Below are 15,391 nucleotides of genomic sequence, written 5' to 3' on the forward strand. Positions count from 1 at the left end.
GTGGCAAAGGAGTTGTGCCTAAGTTATTATGTTAGAGCATTTAAAGGATATGTAAAACAAAGGGGATGTAATATATGTTTTATAGAATTAGGAATAGAATATTATACAGGATTGGAAAATTATTAAAACTTGACTGGGAAAATGGAGAAATAAATTATCAGTGGCCATCTAAGTATTTGCCTATAGTAAATATAAGGACTTCAGGACAAATAACTTCTAATGGGATAAATTATAATGTATTTAGGAAATGTAATAAAGTTGCTGTTGGTTTGATAGCTATAGGTGATATAGCTATTGGAGCTATTTCAATAGGTGGTTTGTCACTCGGAATTATAAGTATTGGAGCAATTGCATTTGGGCTATTTGCTTTGGGAGCGATTGGATTAGGATGGATAGCTTCAATAGGAGCGATTGCGTTAGGAAAATTGTTTTCTGTTGGAGCAATTGCTTTTAGTTTTAAATTAGCTATAGGGGCAGTTGCATTTGCTAAAATTGCTATAGGATGTGTTGGAATAGGGCTTACTGCATTTGGAGTTGTGGCTATTGGGAATAAGGTTTTGGGACTTGTCGCCATAGGAAATCATGGATGGGGATTAATACCTTTAACAGTGGACGTGTTTAGGATTATTAAAAATTTGTTTTTAGGATAGTATTTTGAAATATTTTTACTATAAAGTAGTTTTAAAATAGCAATTTTTAATGTTTTAAATTGTAAAGTGTTGGGTATAATTAATCATATATGGTTATGTATATAGTTATGTGATTTGGAGGAAGTTATGCAAATAATTGATATTACCAGTAATGTGAAATTTTATCCAATAGGAATCTATAATAATAAAATTATATGTAAGGAAATTGAAAGGAAGTCATTGCTCTCGAATTCACCATACGAGGTAAAATGTTTTTATGAGTATGATATTGATAAAAAATTATTTAAAAAACTTAGTAGTAATGATGAGAAGATTTATTATTATAGATATTTCGATAAAAGTGCAAACACTCAAAATTGCATATATTATTTGATGAATGAAACACATACACATTATAATACGTATACACTGTATAGAATTGAATTAAAAAGTGGTAAAGAAGAAAAAATTTATGTGTTTGATGTTTATGAAAAATATGATGTTGAGATTGTACCATTGAATGAAAGATATTTTTTGTCTTTCTATAGAGAGCAAAAAAATAGTTTAGACGTTAAGGGAAGATGTAAGAATGTTTTAAACCATAACGAAGCTTGTTTATTTGATATTCAAGAGCATAAAAAATATAAAGTTATGGATAGGAATTTGGTTTATGGTTTTAAAAATATTTTATTGCAAACAAAAATAAAAGATGTAATGCATTTGATATTTGAAGAAACATATTTGGAGGCATGGGAAAAAGAGGAAATATTCAATCGATTTGATGTATATAAAAAGAAAAAAAGAATCTTTAATGATAGCATTAGAATTATTCCTTTTGATGATTTTATTAGCGAGGTTAAAATTGGAAGAAAAAAATTAACATTTAATATTTTAGATAGTAAAGGTTTTAATGGCATAGTAGCGTTTAAAGGAATTACTTCTAGTGCATTGTTCTATATTGTTAAAAATTTTGATGATAACAATGAAAAACTGGTTATAGTTGATAAAAAGAATTTAAAAAAGAAAGAGATTGTTATACAATACGAAGATAATGACGAAGTTATGTATCAGGATATTATATATAATATTAAAGCCAGTGATAAGAGAATAGTGCATCAGATTTTTTACGATAATAAGGTTTATAATAAGGAATTGTTTTATGGTAATAAAGAATTTGTATACGATTTTAAGTTTGGTAGGGCTTCTGATTTCATAGAAGGACGATATATGATTACAAATTGTATTAAAGGTAAGGAGCATAAAAAATATACAGCTATTATTGACACAGAAACAAATGTTATTAAAGAATATGAGGGAGAATCTGAAGTTTTTGATAATGTGCTTGTAATTTATTGAGTATGAGAAGGGAGTTTGATTTAAGAAAATTACGTAAGAGCTTATATGTATCAAAAGGATGTAGAGAATTTAATATAGTATATATTCAAAGCAAAATAGGGGAAAAAGTTAAAATAACAATATAAAAAGTATGTTTATAATGAAAGGCATGTTTATGTAAATTGGTATGAAATATGCAATTACCATGAAATGGGGGGAGGTAGACTGTTGCAGAATTATTATAAAAATCTATAAAACTATCTAAAAAATTGTTAAGGATACAAGTGCTAAATTTGTGATATAATAGAGTTAGCTATTGTGAATCCCGTATATTGCGAAAGTGATATAACCATTGGGTAGAACCATGAGGGTGGTAGTTAGCGAAAACCAAGCAAATGTTAGTGAATACAAGTAGTTACACTTAAAAGTAAACTTGTATATGTAGGATTCGTTGTATCCGAATTTAAGCCCTCGGACTATTATATCAAACCAAAGTAGCTTCGGCAAAATGGGATAGCTTGAACAGGGAATTAAACAAGCTTTATAGAGTTTTATAAGGTTTTGGCAACGGGAATGATTTATGGGTGATGTAAAAACTGCGGAAGTTGTTACAAATGAAAATTGTACTGTTGAAAATGAAATTGGGAATAAACAGATTGTAAATAAAGAAAAACTTTGGACGTTAAATTTTTTTCTATTATGGCAAGGACAGTTTGTATCGGCATTTGGTGATGTTATATATGAAATAGCATTGGGTTTTTGGATACTAGAAATTACTGGTTCAAAAGCTTTGATGGGAACATTAATGGCAACATCAATGATTCCAAGATTGATAATATCACCTTTTGCAGGAGTTGTTGTTGATAGGGTGGACAGAAAAAAGCTGATGGTTTTGATGGACTTGATAAGAGGAATTGTTGTGGTGTTTGTTGGAATAGCTGCAATTTTTCATTTTGTACAAATATGGATGGTGTTTGTGGCAGGAATTATATTGGGAATATGTGGTGCATTTTTTAATCCTTCTATTATGTCTGCACTTCCAGACATTGTCCCAAAATCTAAAATAATTAAAGCTAATTCAGCTTTGAATATGGTTTATACAGGTACTAACATGGCTGCTAATCCTGTTGGTGGAATTTTGTATTCAGTTTTAGGGGCGCCTCTTATGTTTTTATTTAATGGAATATCATATTTATTTTCGTCATTTACGGAAGTATTTATAAAAGTTCCAAAGATAAAAAGGGATTTAAAAGAAGTACATTTTTGGGATGACTTAAAACAAGGATTTGAATTTGTTTGGAAATTCAAATCGTTAAGATATTTTATCTTCATTGGAGCGATTTTAAACTTCTTTGCTAATATGGCAATTGTGCTGTTTTTACCTTTTTTTCAAGAAACAGCAGGACTGGGGTCAGTTAAATATGGATTTGCGATGGCAGTTATGAGCGGAGGAATGTTTTTAGGTATGATTCTAACATCAATAGTTGATATACCTTATGGAAAGAGGGCTCTTGTATTTATAGTGGATTTAGTAGCATTTTGTGTTTTGTTTTCGATAGTTTTATTTTTAAATTATTATGGAATGCTTGCTATCTTAGCTATAGGAGGATTCTTGAATGCGATAGTTAATGTGTTTTTTGGTTCGACTGTCCAGCTTACAGTTCCTCAAGAAATGAGAGGTAAAGTTAGTGCACTTATGTCAACAGTATTGATGGGACTAGCACCGCTTGGAATAGCATTTGGAGGAATTATAGCAGAGTTTATTTCTATCAAAATGATAGTTTTAGTTTCATTTGCAATATCTACAATAGTGAGTGTAATTTTAGGATTCAATAAAGACTTTAAGGCATTTATTAACTTTAATCCTGATAAACAAGTATTAGAAGATATAATGTAGAAGAATACAAATAGTGAACTTGTCTTTATAAAGCAAAAGCTTAAATCACTCACCTATAGAAGTAGGAGCATTAAGGAATTGATGAAACTTTGCAAGAATCATTATTCTTGATTATAAAAATTTGGAATATGCATGAAGAATTTACAGATAAAAAGTATGTATTAGAGGACATAATGTAGTAAAAAAATCTGTATAATTACTGAAATTAAGCTATAATATATATGATGTACTTGCTATATATCATATACTTAAGGCATTTGAAAGAAAATAACAAGTCAAAGATGCGACGTATATTTTGTGAAATACGAAGAGTTGGGTTCCGCTGATAGTAGGTTCTATCAATGGGTTCCTACGATGAAGTAGTTCGCAAAATAGACTAGCATACTGACTAGTTATTTTTTTGAAAATGCCTAAATAGCTTAATTTTTTTTGATGTGTTAATATTTAAGGAATGCAGTATCTATTGAATGGGGTACTTCAATTCGTAATTTAGATTTTTATCATATATATTACAACGAAAAAATGCAGCATGTAGAGATTTTTATAGTGAATATTAATACAAAATATATGTATATTAAATATAAATATTGCATATTACGAATTGAAGCTGGGGTAGTAATTGATTGAATGTTTATGTGAATTTTTGTATAATATAGCTTGTAATTGTCTGGTAAATATATAATATTATTATGCTAACAATGTATAAATGGTAAAGAACTTTCGAATCATAAATAATATAAATAATGATATGGATGAATTTGTGAGTATAGGAATTTTAGTTAATTTGGATAACTATATTGCTAATATTGAAAATTATTAATCGATTTTACAAGACTCCTACTTCTATAAGTGGCAGATTGAAGCTTTTGATTCAGGTGGAGTAGAGTCTCCACTTGAAGTCTCGATGTTTTGGTTTAGCAAAACGAGTTCACTTGTTTTTCTATATTTTGATTTAGCAAAATAAGTTTACTAATTTTAGATAGGAAAGAGAGGATATTATGGGAAGAATTTTTGGAACAGATGGAGTTAGAGGAGTAGCTAACACTGAATTAACAGCTGATTTAGCTTATAAATTAGGACGAGCAGGAGCATATGTGCTTACAGAGGGAACTCACAAACCAACAATAATCGTAGGTAAAGATACTAGAATTTCAGGGGACATGTTAGAAGCAGCTTTATGTTCTGGGATATTATCGGTAGGTGCTGAAGTTATTAAAGTAGGGGTTGTACCAACTCCAGCGGTAGCATATCTTATTAGAAAATACAATGCGGATGCAGGTGTTGTTATTTCTGCATCGCATAATCCAGTAGAATATAATGGTATAAAATTTTTCAATAGTAAAGGATATAAATTAAAAGATGAACTAGAGGATAAAATACAAAGTATAATAGAAAGTGATTTTGAAGGAGTGCCAACTCCTATTGGAGAACAGCTTGGAAGAATGAATGTAAAACATGATGCTTATGAGGATTATATTGAACATGCAATCTCAACAGCTAAGGGTGATTTAAAGGGGTTAAAGATTGCACTCGATTGTGCAAATGGAGCTTCATATGTGACTTCAGTAAAGGCATTTAGAAAATTAGGAGCAGAGGTTTTAGTAATAAACAATGATCCTGATGGAATAAATATCAATAAAGAATGTGGTTCAACACATCCAGAAAGATTAATGGACTATGTGGTTGATAATAAGTGTGATTTAGGATTAGCATTTGATGGAGATGCGGATAGATGTCTTGCAGTCGATGAAAAAGGTAATCTCATAAATGGCGATTTTATTATGGCTATATGTGGAAGATATTTAAAAGAAATTGACCAACTTGATAATGATACTATTGTAGTTACAGTAATGAGTAATTTAGGACTAGATATTGCTTTAGAAAAGGAAAAAATCAAAACTATAAAAACAAAAGTTGGAGATAGATATGTACTTGAAGAAATGCTGAAAGGAAATTACAAATTAGGAGGAGAACAATCAGGACATATAATATTTTTGGATTACAACACAACAGGAGATGGTCTTGTAACAGGAATTCAAATTGCATCTGTTGTAAAAAAATCAATGAAAAAGCTTTCAGAACTTGCAGCAATGATGACAGAGCTTCCACAAGTACTTGTTAATGCAAAAGTTCCTAACAATATGAAAAACATACATGAGATTGATAGCGAAATAAAAGAAGAAATTAAGAAAATAGAGTATAAGTTACATGGCTGTGGAAGGGTGCTTATAAGACCTTCAGGAACTGAACCATTGGTAAGGGTTATGCTTGAAGGTGAAAATCAATCAGAGTTAGATGAAATGGCACACACACTTGCAAGGCTAATAGAATCAAAAGCAAAATAGAATTTGCTTGAATATGATTTATAATATAAGATAGCTATAGAAGAGAGGAATGTTATGATAGATATAAAAGATGAAATAAAAAAATATAAAAAAGTAAATTTATCTGAAGCTTATGGAAAATTTGAAGATGAAATTGCTATAGTCATGAATGGTTTTTCGAAAATGGTTGAACGATTTTCTAAAGAGCAGTATAAAACGTTTTGTAGCATAGAAGAAATAATTGATACATTAGAAGAAAAAGTAGAAAATAATAGTATAACAAAGGAATTGGTAGAAAATAAAAAGCATATGGAATCTGAAAATAGAAAGCTTATAAAAGGAATTATCAATATAAACGATTTATTTGAAAGTATATATTTTTTTGCAAGAAAAACCAATGATGAGAAATGGATAAAACAAATAGGGGTTTTATGGAATAAGATTTCTAAAATAAATCTAAAGCTTGGTTTGATTAGAATTGAAGATATAAATGTATCCTTTGATAATGAGTTGCATAGGGTTATTCAAGCAAAAGAAGTGTCGAACGAGGAAGAAAATTCCATGATTGATATTGTTAAGTTTGGATATATTTATAATGGAGAGGTTATTAGGAAAGCGGAAGTTATTGTAAATATAACGACTAGAAATTAAGTTTTTAGTAAATCAGTATTTGGGTGATTTGAATTTATCATTAATAATTTTAAAAGGAGTATCGATTATGAAAAAAATAATAGGAATAGATTTGGGTACATCTACATCAGAGATAGCTATTTTAAGAAATGGTAAGCCGGAAGTATTAAAGAATTCACAGGGTAAATATATTATACCATCTGTTGTAGGGATTAATGAAAACAATGAAATAATAGTTGGTGAAGATGCAAGTGAGCAATTTATTTTAAGACCTGAGTGTACGATTAAAGAAGTTAAAAGGTTGATGGGAAGTTCTAAAAAAATAACTTTGGGAAATAATACATATACTCCAGAGGAAATATCATCATTTATTTTAAAGTATTTAAAAGAAATGGCTCAAGAAGTTCTTAAGGAAGATATAAATAGTGTTGTGCTAACAGTACCAGCATACTTTACGGATGAACAGAGAAGAGCGACTGTAAAGGCTGGTGAACTTGCAGGATTAAAAGTTGAAAGAATAATAAATGAACCTACAGCAGCAGCACTTTCCTATGGGATAGAGCATATGAAAAATGAAGAACATATTCTTGTATATGATCTTGGAGGAGGAACTTTAGATGTAACTGTACTTGAGATGTTTGATGGTATTCTTGAAGTAAAGGCAAGTAGTGGAAATAATCATTTAGGTGGTAAGGATTTCGATGAGGCACTTATGAATGAAATATTTGATTCTTTTTATAAAGAATATAATATAGATTTAAGATGTGATTTAAGGGCAAAATCTAGAGTGAAAAAGGAAGCGGAAGAATGCAAAATAAGTTTGAGTAGTAATGATGAATATTTAATAGAACTTCCTTTTATAGCAGAAAAAAATAATGAACCGGTTATGATTCAAAGAAAAATATCAAGGAAAGAATTTGAACGATTAATAAATCCACTTATTGAATCAACAATGAAACCTATAAATATAGCGTTGGAAGATGCTAAGCTTTCAGTAGAAGATATAGATGTTATACTTTTAGTAGGAGGTTCTACCAGAATACCACTTGTTAAAGAATTTATAAAAAATATATTCAATATAGAACCTAAATGTATGGTAGATCCGGATTTAGCTGTTGTTAAAGGAGCAGCAATTCAAGCAGCAATTTTAAATAATGAATTATCAAAAGAAAGTGATATACTTATAACAGATGTATGTCCGTATACTTTAGGAATTGAAACATTGGAATTTATGGGTGGAATGCCTATGCCGGATTGTTATAGTGTTATAATTCCGAGAAATACTACAATACCTACAGCAAAAGAAGAAATTTATAGTACAGTTATAGATAATCAAGAGATAGTTGAAATAAAGATATATCAGGGAGATAATAAAAGAGCATCTAATAACAATCTTTTAGGTGAATTTAAATTAACAGGTTTACCAAAGGCACCTGCAGGACAAGAAAAGATAAGAGTAAAGTTTGTTTATGATGTTAATGGTATATTAAAAGTAGATGCTGAAATAGTTTCTAAAGGTGAAAAAGCAGGCATAATTATAGAAACTACAGGAGTGTCTATGAATGAAGAGGTAGATTTAAGCAAATGGATAGAAGCTCCTAAAATAAAAAGATATAAGAAGATAATAGAAACTGCAGAAGGATTTCTTTCTAGAGTTGATGAGTATGAATATAGTAGTTTAGAGAATTCTATTAATAAGCTAAAAAAAGCTCTTATAAAGGAAGAAGATGACGAAGTATTGAAGAATATAAAATCGGAGCTAGCAGATTTACTTTTTGATTTAGAGGGAAAATATGAATAATAAAGAATTGGGAAATTTTTACTGCAATAAGGGGCTTGAATTATTAAATGAAAATAGTATATCGATGGCAGTCAATGTATTGAGAAAATCTGTGGCTATTGACGAATATAGTTCAGATAACTTAAATCTACTTGGATTGTGTTATTATACTTTAATTGAATTTGAAAAAGCTAAGTATTACTGGGAAAAAAGCATTAAAATTAATAATTCGGATAAAAATAGAGCGTTTGAGTATTTAGCTAATATGAAAAGTAAAGATTTTTTAATTATGTGTGAAGAATATAATGCTGCTTTGGAGTTATGCTATGATGGAAAGTATAAAAAGGCTCTACGTAAATTGAATAGTTTACCATACAAAAATTTTGTGAATTTATATAATGTAATAGGGTTGTGTAATTATGCAATAGGTAATAAAAAAGGAGCTATAAATGCTTGGAAAAAGGCTATTGCTCTTGATAAGGATAATGAATATGCAAATACTTATTTGATGAAAATGACTGATTGTATTTGTCGAAGATTTAGTATAATAAATAGTATTAAGGGATTGTTTAAAAATATAATATGTGGAAAAATAATTTGATAAGAATATACTATTTAAAGAGGTGATTTTGAAGTAATAGTGACGAATGAGTTATATAAAGGTATATAAAAAACTTACGTTAAGAAAAAAATAAAAGGGAAGGAGAAACTTCTGTTAAATGAAATATGCCAAAACAAATAGTCAATGTGGTGTCTATATTTTGAGTAGCAGAGGTGTGAATTTATGAAAGATTATTATGAAATATTAGGAATAAATAAAGAAGCTTCTAAAAGTGAAATTAAAAAAGCTTATTTTAAAATGATCAGAAAATTTCCACCGGACATATATGAAGAAGAATTTATTGAAATAAGAGAAGCATATGAGACTTTGAGTAATGAAAAGACTAAAGAAGAATATGATTTACTTATTAGAGTTTCGGGAGTTGTAAGAGAAAAATTTGAGTTAGCTAAAGAACTAATGAGTGAAGGGGATATAATAGGAGCAATTGATTTACTTGAAGATATAGAAAAAGAATACCCGAATATTCTTGTGCACAAGTTACTTTTAGGTGAAGCGTATATGCTGAATGGTAATACAGGAAAGGCTATAAAATTATATAAGCGATTGGTTAAAAAAGAACCTAAAAATGCTGCTTTTAGAGGACATTTAGCTAATGCATATTTAGAGAGAGGTTTTAACAGAAAGGCAGTAAAGGAGTATGAGAAGGCAATTGAAATCGATGAAGATAACATATCGTTTTGGCTTGGACTTGCGAGTGCATATATTGTTTCAAAGAGGTTATGTAAAGCAGAGGATGTTCTTAATAGAGCTATAGATTTAGGCAAAAAAAATGGATGGGATCTAAGTGTATTCTATTATAATTTAATATTAAAAGAATTTGTTATGGATAATGAAGAAAAATTAATAGAATATCTTGATAAGCTAATAGAATTATTCGGTGAAAGTGAAGGAACAAAAGATGATGTTGCGTGGCAATTAGTAGGAATAGGGCAGTATATGGCTTTAGCAGGGCATGTAGATTATGCGGAATTAATAATTGATAAGGCATATAAATTAAGTCAAAATGATAAAAACATTAAAAAGATAAAAAAAGAACTTTCAGTTTATAACAATTTAAGCGATGAATATGAAATAATGATAGAGGATGATGAAATTCCTGATGAAATTAAAGGAATTATTTCCAGTAAGATTCTTCCCATGCCTGTTTTGGAAAAACTAGGATATGACGAGATGGTTATATTGGCACACAAAGCGAATATGTGTGGAAATTTTGAAGTTATGAAAAATTCTATTAAAAAATTGAAGATTAAATATCCAAAGTTATATAAGGTTGAGGAAAAATTTTTTAGGGATATTTTTAATAAGAAATCAAGAGAAAAAATTATGTTCCAGATGATAAATGAAATTAGTAAAATGCCAGATTTTGATAATGTATTTGACAGAGGCTATGAAGAATTTGGAATATTTGATGAGACATTTGATGAGGGGTATTACAATGAAGGTTTTGATGAACAATATTATGAATTACAAAAACCTTTTATAAGGGAAGAACCAAAAATAGGGAGAAATGATCCTTGTCCATGCGGGAGTGGAAAAAAATACAAAAAGTGTTGTGGAAAAATATAGTATAGTAATTTAATGAGCTATGTTTACACCTCTGTATTTATGCCATAATAATTTTAGAGGTGTAAGCATGAAATCAAAAGAATTATTACAAATATCAATACATACTCTATATTAAATATGTGAAAAAAGGTATAATTAAAACTATGATATTATCGAATGAAAAGTATGATTATGACAAAGATTTTGTTTATAATTTGTTCAATAAAGGTGTAGATAGAAAAACATGTATTTACGTTAGAGTATTTATACTTAAAAGGAAAAAGAATTAAAAGATCAAGTGAACTCGTTTTGCTAAAGCAAAACCTCGGGACTTCAGGTGGAGATTCTACTCCACCTGAAGCAAAATCTTCAATCTCCCACTTATAGAAGTGGGAGTCTTGTAAAATCGATAAATAGGCTAAAGCAATTTTGATTTTTAAATAGTTATTACATTATTATAATAGATACCTAATGTAATGGAAGCTTGTGCTGATGGAATACGAAAGGAGGAAAATTTTAAAAATACTGACTTAAAATTTTATAACTATAAATTAAAATATAAGCGCCAGGAGTTAGGTGAGGTTAAAATCTTACTTAGAGTATTTTCAAAAAAGCTAGCATTTTTGACCTGCTAATTTTTTAAATGCCTACTTAACTTGACGAGGATAGGGAATATCGAAATTTTCGGCGGATGCCCTACGGTATAGCACTACCGTTAAAGATCAATCAAAACCAAAGAGCGATTTTTGGGACAAAATTGATCGGGTGCTAATATGCTATTAGGTACAGGTTTCCTTTTGAAATTATATGATATTAATAATTGAAAGGAAGATAGAATATGTGTGGAATAGTTGGATATTTTGGAAATAGGAGAGCTGACTCTATTTTATTACAAGGATTAGAAAAATTAGAATATAGAGGATATGATTCAGCTGGTGTTTCAATATTGGATAATGATAGTTTGAAAATTGTAAAATGCAAAGGTAGAATTAAAAATTTGAGAGATAAATTAAGTAAAAATCCCTTAAATGGTACTATTGGAATAGGGCATACTAGGTGGGCTACTCATGGAGAACCTTCAGATTTGAATGCTCATCCGCATACAAATGAAAAAGCCACAATAAGTGTTGTTCATAATGGAATTATTGAAAATTATATTCATTTAAAAGAGTGGTTATGTTCTCATGGATATAACTTTTCAACTGATACTGATACTGAAGTTATACCTAATCTTATTGATTATTACTATAATGGAAGTATTATTGAAGCGGTTATTAAGGCAACTCAAAAAATGGAAGGTAGTTATGCTATAGGTGTTATATCTTCATATGAACCAGATAAAATTGTAGCTGTTAGAAAAGACAGTCCACTTATAATTGGAGCTGGAAAAGAAGAGGCTTTCATTGCTTCAGATGTTACTGCTGTACTCAATTATACAAGGGATGTATACTATTTAGATGATAAAGAATTTGCCATAATAACTAAAGAAGGTGTAGAAATATTATCAGAAGAAGGAGAAACAATAGAAAAAGAATTGAGTCATGTTACTTGGAATGCTGAAGCTGCTGAAAAAGGCGGATACAAGCATTTTATGTTGAAGGAAATTCATGAACAACCTAAGGTGATTAGAGATACAATGACTTCAAGAATTGTTTTAGGAGAAGATATTAATCTTGATGGAATAACAATTTCAAATGATGAAATAAACAATATTAATAAAATATATATCGTTGCATGTGGTACAGCATATCATGCAGGAATTGTAGGTAAATATGTTATAGAAAAATTGGCTAAGATTCCTGTTGAGGTAGATGTAGCATCAGAATTTAGATATAGAGAACCAATGATTAATGAAAATACATTGATGATTGTAATAAGTCAATCAGGTGAAACAGCAGATACATTAGCAGCACTTAGATTGGCTAAAAAGAATGGAGCTAGAGTAATTGCTATAACAAATGTTATGGGAAGTACTATATCTAGGGAAGCTAATGATGTATTCTACACATGGGCAGGTCCAGAGATTGCTGTTGCTTCAACAAAAGCATATGTTACTCAATTGATAGCAATAGATACAATAGCTTTATATTTAGCAAAGCTTAAAAATTCTTTATCAGATGCTGAAATAGAAGAAATTAAAGAAGAAATGCTTAAACTTCCTGAAAAAGCGGAAAAAATATTAGAAAGTAAAGAAGTTATACAAAAATTTGCTGCAGAAAATTATATGCATAAAGATATGTTCTTCCTTGGAAGAGGGCTTGACTATGCAGTGGCAATGGAAGGTTCATTAAAACTTAAAGAAATATCATATATACATTCAGAAGCGTATCCAGGAGGAGAATTAAAACATGGTCCTATTGCTTTAATTGAGGATGGAACTGTTGTAATAGTACTTGCTACTCAAGAAAAAGTATTTGATAAAATGGTAAGCAACATCAAAGAAGTAGTAACTAGAGGAGGAAAGATATTAGCATTTGCTCCAGAAGGGCATACAGAAATAGAAAAGAGTGTTCATTCAGCGTTATATATTCCTGAGACTCTTCCAATATTATATCCTGTAATTTCTGTAATACCTTTACAACTTCTATCTTATTATATGGCAACAGCAAAAGGATGCGATGTTGATAAACCAAGAAATCTAGCAAAATCAGTAACTGTTGAGTAAAGGGACGGTTAATTAGGAAAATAAGTTGAGCTAATAAAATAAACTCGTACTAAAAATAATAAAGTCATACTAAGGAAAATAAAGTTGTAATAAAAGTCATGTGATTTTGGGCTGAGAATGCATTGAATTACATGGCTTTTTTGTATTAAAAGGAATTCTTGCGATATAGGGAAAAACCAAAAAGTAGAAAAGAAAAATAGAAAATAATATAGAAAAACAAATAGATAAAACCTTATGCAAGCCTTGAATTTAAAGGTGTATAGTCACTTTAAATAAATAAATTCAAAAATAGATTGATTACATGGAACAGTCGAAAATGGACTTCGCTCTTGCCCCTTATTTCCCATAACCCATGCCCCTTTTTAGTTCGACTTTATTATCTTTTTTGATTTCCAATTTTACCAATTCTTGTATTATAAACATTGAAACTTACCCCTATTTTCATTACGACTTTATTATCTTGATAAAATATGGAAAATAGGATTGAGGTTAGATGGATTAAGGGGTTAAGGGGGATTTGGGAGTAGTACGAGTTTATTTTACGGATACATATACTTCAAAATAATTATATTACTTCGAATAAATTAATATATAATCATTCCTTATATCCTTTTTATACTGCATTCTTACCTAAAAACAGAGCAAAGCAAGTGATTGAATCAATGAAAGGAAATAAAGGAGAAGATATTTATAATAGAACTGGGATAATGGCAAGTTCTATTTCTGAAAATAGATATTTAAAATATTGTCTTGTTTGTGCTAATGAGGATAAAAAAGAATATGGAGAGTTATTTTGGCATAGAGTTCATCAGATTCCGTGCTTACAAATATGCCCAAAACATAAAACCTTGCTATTGGATAGCGAGGTTTTAGTCCATTCTGGAAACAAACATGAGTTTATTGGAGCAACTAATGAAAATTGTTGTATAACTGGGGGAAATATTAATAATTCAATAAGTTACCAACAGAAGGTTCTAGATAGAATGATTGTGCTAGCTAATAATGTAGAGAAATTATTGAAAAACAAGTATTCTAATAGACCATTAAATTGGTTTCAAGAACAGTATGTTACTAAATTAAAAGAAATGGGATTAGTAAATATAAATGGTAAAGTTAAATATAAAGAGCTATTAAATTCTTTCATTGAATACCATGGCAAAGAATTCTTAGAATTAGGCTATAACAAAGAAATAACAAGTCAATTTTCAGAAAAATAAAAATATCCCTTTAAAATGTGTTTTAATTGTAATTACTAGAAAACAAAAATAAACACAAAAGGGACACTAATAATATGATACATAATTTATTTGGAAAATGCAAAAATATTTTTATAAAAAGCGTAAATAAACTGAAAGGTTCAGATAAAAGAATAGTATTGGCAGAATTATCTAAAATGAGAGGAAAAGGTGGACAATCATTTATTGCTAAAAAATTTAGAGTTAGCAGAGATACTATAAGAAAGGGAACTTTTGAGTTAGAAAGTAAACAGAAAATAGTTGGTAAGTTCAATGAGAGAGGCGTAAGCCAATTGAAGAAAAGCTAACTAATCTATTGATAGATATAAGGATATAGTAGATTCTCAAAGTCAAACAGACACTAGTTTCAAAACAGCAAGGCTATATACAAGACTTTCAGTTACAGAAATAAGGAAGCAACTTATTGTACAGAAAAAAAATTGTGATGAAGAATTGCCAATAAATCAGACACTAAACAATAAAATTAATGCATTGGGATATACACTTAAAAAGGTATAAAAAACAAAACCTTTACTATAGTTGAGAAAATTTCATAACATATATTTACAATTAAATAATTTCATAAAAAATAGAGACAAATTTCACTTTTTGTTGTATAAATTATTTTGAATACAAACTTTAACAACAGGAGTGAAATTATGTCTCATAAAAATAGTTTACCAGAAAAATCACCAATAAGCCAGTTTTTATTTAGCCTTGGATTCTTTT

Annotated in this window: 11 protein-coding genes and 1 pseudogene; all 12 read left to right on the top strand. The window is 29.2% G+C overall.

Translation table 11 applies throughout. The features are described from left to right. Positions 1–74 precede the first annotated feature (74 nt). Positions 75–650 carry a hypothetical protein gene (locus CLTEP_RS04290; RefSeq protein ID WP_201786585.1) on the top strand — a complete coding sequence of 192 codons (576 nt, stop codon included), beginning with the start codon at positions 75–77 and terminating at the stop codon, positions 648–650. Positions 651–776: 126 nt separating this feature from the next. Next, positions 777–1,985, top strand: a complete 1,209-nt coding sequence (locus tag CLTEP_RS04295; RefSeq protein WP_066823125.1) for a hypothetical protein — start codon at positions 777–779, stop codon at positions 1,983–1,985. A gap of 559 nt (positions 1,986–2,544) precedes the next feature. After that, positions 2,545–3,861: an MFS transporter gene (locus CLTEP_RS04300; RefSeq protein WP_084364628.1), complete on the top strand. Its 1,317-nt coding sequence runs from the start codon at positions 2,545–2,547 to the stop codon at positions 3,859–3,861. A 998-nt stretch (positions 3,862–4,859) separates the two neighbouring features. Beyond that, positions 4,860–6,206, top strand: a complete 1,347-nt coding sequence (gene glmM / locus CLTEP_RS04305) for a phosphoglucosamine mutase (RefSeq protein ID WP_066823127.1) — start codon at positions 4,860–4,862, stop codon at positions 6,204–6,206. 54 nt (positions 6,207–6,260) lie between these two features. Beyond that, the gene (gene grpE / locus CLTEP_RS04310) at positions 6,261–6,836 is read left to right on the top strand and encodes a nucleotide exchange factor GrpE (protein ID WP_066823129.1); all 576 of its coding nucleotides are present in this window, start codon (positions 6,261–6,263) and stop codon (positions 6,834–6,836) included. A 67-nt stretch (positions 6,837–6,903) separates the two neighbouring features. Then, a complete protein-coding gene (locus tag CLTEP_RS04315; RefSeq protein WP_066823131.1) occupies positions 6,904–8,616 on the top strand; it encodes an Hsp70 family protein in 1,713 nt (570 codons plus the stop codon). Further along, entirely contained in the window at positions 8,609–9,196 is a 588-nt protein-coding gene (locus tag CLTEP_RS04320) for a tetratricopeptide repeat protein (protein ID WP_066823133.1), read from the top strand. Before CLTEP_RS04315 ends, CLTEP_RS04320 begins: the two co-directional genes overlap by 8 nt. A 183-nt stretch (positions 9,197–9,379) precedes the next feature. After that, on the top strand, positions 9,380–10,783 hold the full coding sequence (locus tag CLTEP_RS15560) for a tetratricopeptide repeat protein (protein ID WP_066823135.1): 1,404 nt from the start codon (positions 9,380–9,382) through the stop codon (positions 10,781–10,783). A gap of 67 nt (positions 10,784–10,850) precedes the next feature. Beyond that, positions 10,851–11,049: pseudogene (locus CLTEP_RS15565) on the top strand (MerR family transcriptional regulator); the annotation flags it as partial. Between the two features lie 551 nt (positions 11,050–11,600). Then, complete coding sequence (gene glmS / locus CLTEP_RS04330; RefSeq protein WP_066823137.1) at positions 11,601–13,427, top strand: glutamine--fructose-6-phosphate transaminase (isomerizing); 1,827 nt, start codon at positions 11,601–11,603, stop codon at positions 13,425–13,427. A 569-nt stretch (positions 13,428–13,996) separates the two neighbouring features. After that, positions 13,997–14,644 (top strand): TnsD family Tn7-like transposition protein, encoded by a 648-nt coding sequence (locus CLTEP_RS04335; protein WP_278319521.1) that lies wholly within the window; start codon positions 13,997–13,999, stop codon positions 14,642–14,644. A 74-nt stretch (positions 14,645–14,718) separates the two neighbouring features. Further along, positions 14,719–14,970, top strand: a complete 252-nt coding sequence (locus CLTEP_RS04340; RefSeq protein ID WP_066823141.1) for a hypothetical protein — start codon at positions 14,719–14,721, stop codon at positions 14,968–14,970. The last annotated feature ends 421 nt before the right edge of the window (positions 14,971–15,391 follow it).

Source organism: Clostridium tepidiprofundi DSM 19306, from assembly GCF_001594005.1.
GTDB lineage: Bacteria > Bacillota > Clostridia > Clostridiales > Clostridiaceae > Clostridium_AC > Clostridium_AC tepidiprofundi.

Coding starts and splice junctions, on each gene's coding strand:
- CLTEP_RS04315 (WP_066823131.1), top strand. CDS start 6,904: ATGAAAAAAATAATAGGAATAGATTTGGGTACATCTACATCAGAGATA.
- CLTEP_RS04300 (WP_084364628.1), top strand. CDS start 2,545: ATGGGTGATGTAAAAACTGCGGAAGTTGTTACAAATGAAAATTGTACT.
- CLTEP_RS04320 (WP_066823133.1), top strand. CDS start 8,609: ATGAATAATAAAGAATTGGGAAATTTTTACTGCAATAAGGGGCTTGAA.
- glmM (WP_066823127.1), top strand. CDS start 4,860: ATGGGAAGAATTTTTGGAACAGATGGAGTTAGAGGAGTAGCTAACACT.
- CLTEP_RS15560 (WP_066823135.1), top strand. CDS start 9,380: ATGAAAGATTATTATGAAATATTAGGAATAAATAAAGAAGCTTCTAAA.
- CLTEP_RS04340 (WP_066823141.1), top strand. CDS start 14,719: ATGATACATAATTTATTTGGAAAATGCAAAAATATTTTTATAAAAAGC.
- grpE (WP_066823129.1), top strand. CDS start 6,261: ATGATAGATATAAAAGATGAAATAAAAAAATATAAAAAAGTAAATTTA.
- CLTEP_RS04290 (WP_201786585.1), top strand. CDS start 75: ATGTTTTATAGAATTAGGAATAGAATATTATACAGGATTGGAAAATTA.
- CLTEP_RS04295 (WP_066823125.1), top strand. CDS start 777: ATGCAAATAATTGATATTACCAGTAATGTGAAATTTTATCCAATAGGA.
- glmS (WP_066823137.1), top strand. CDS start 11,601: ATGTGTGGAATAGTTGGATATTTTGGAAATAGGAGAGCTGACTCTATT.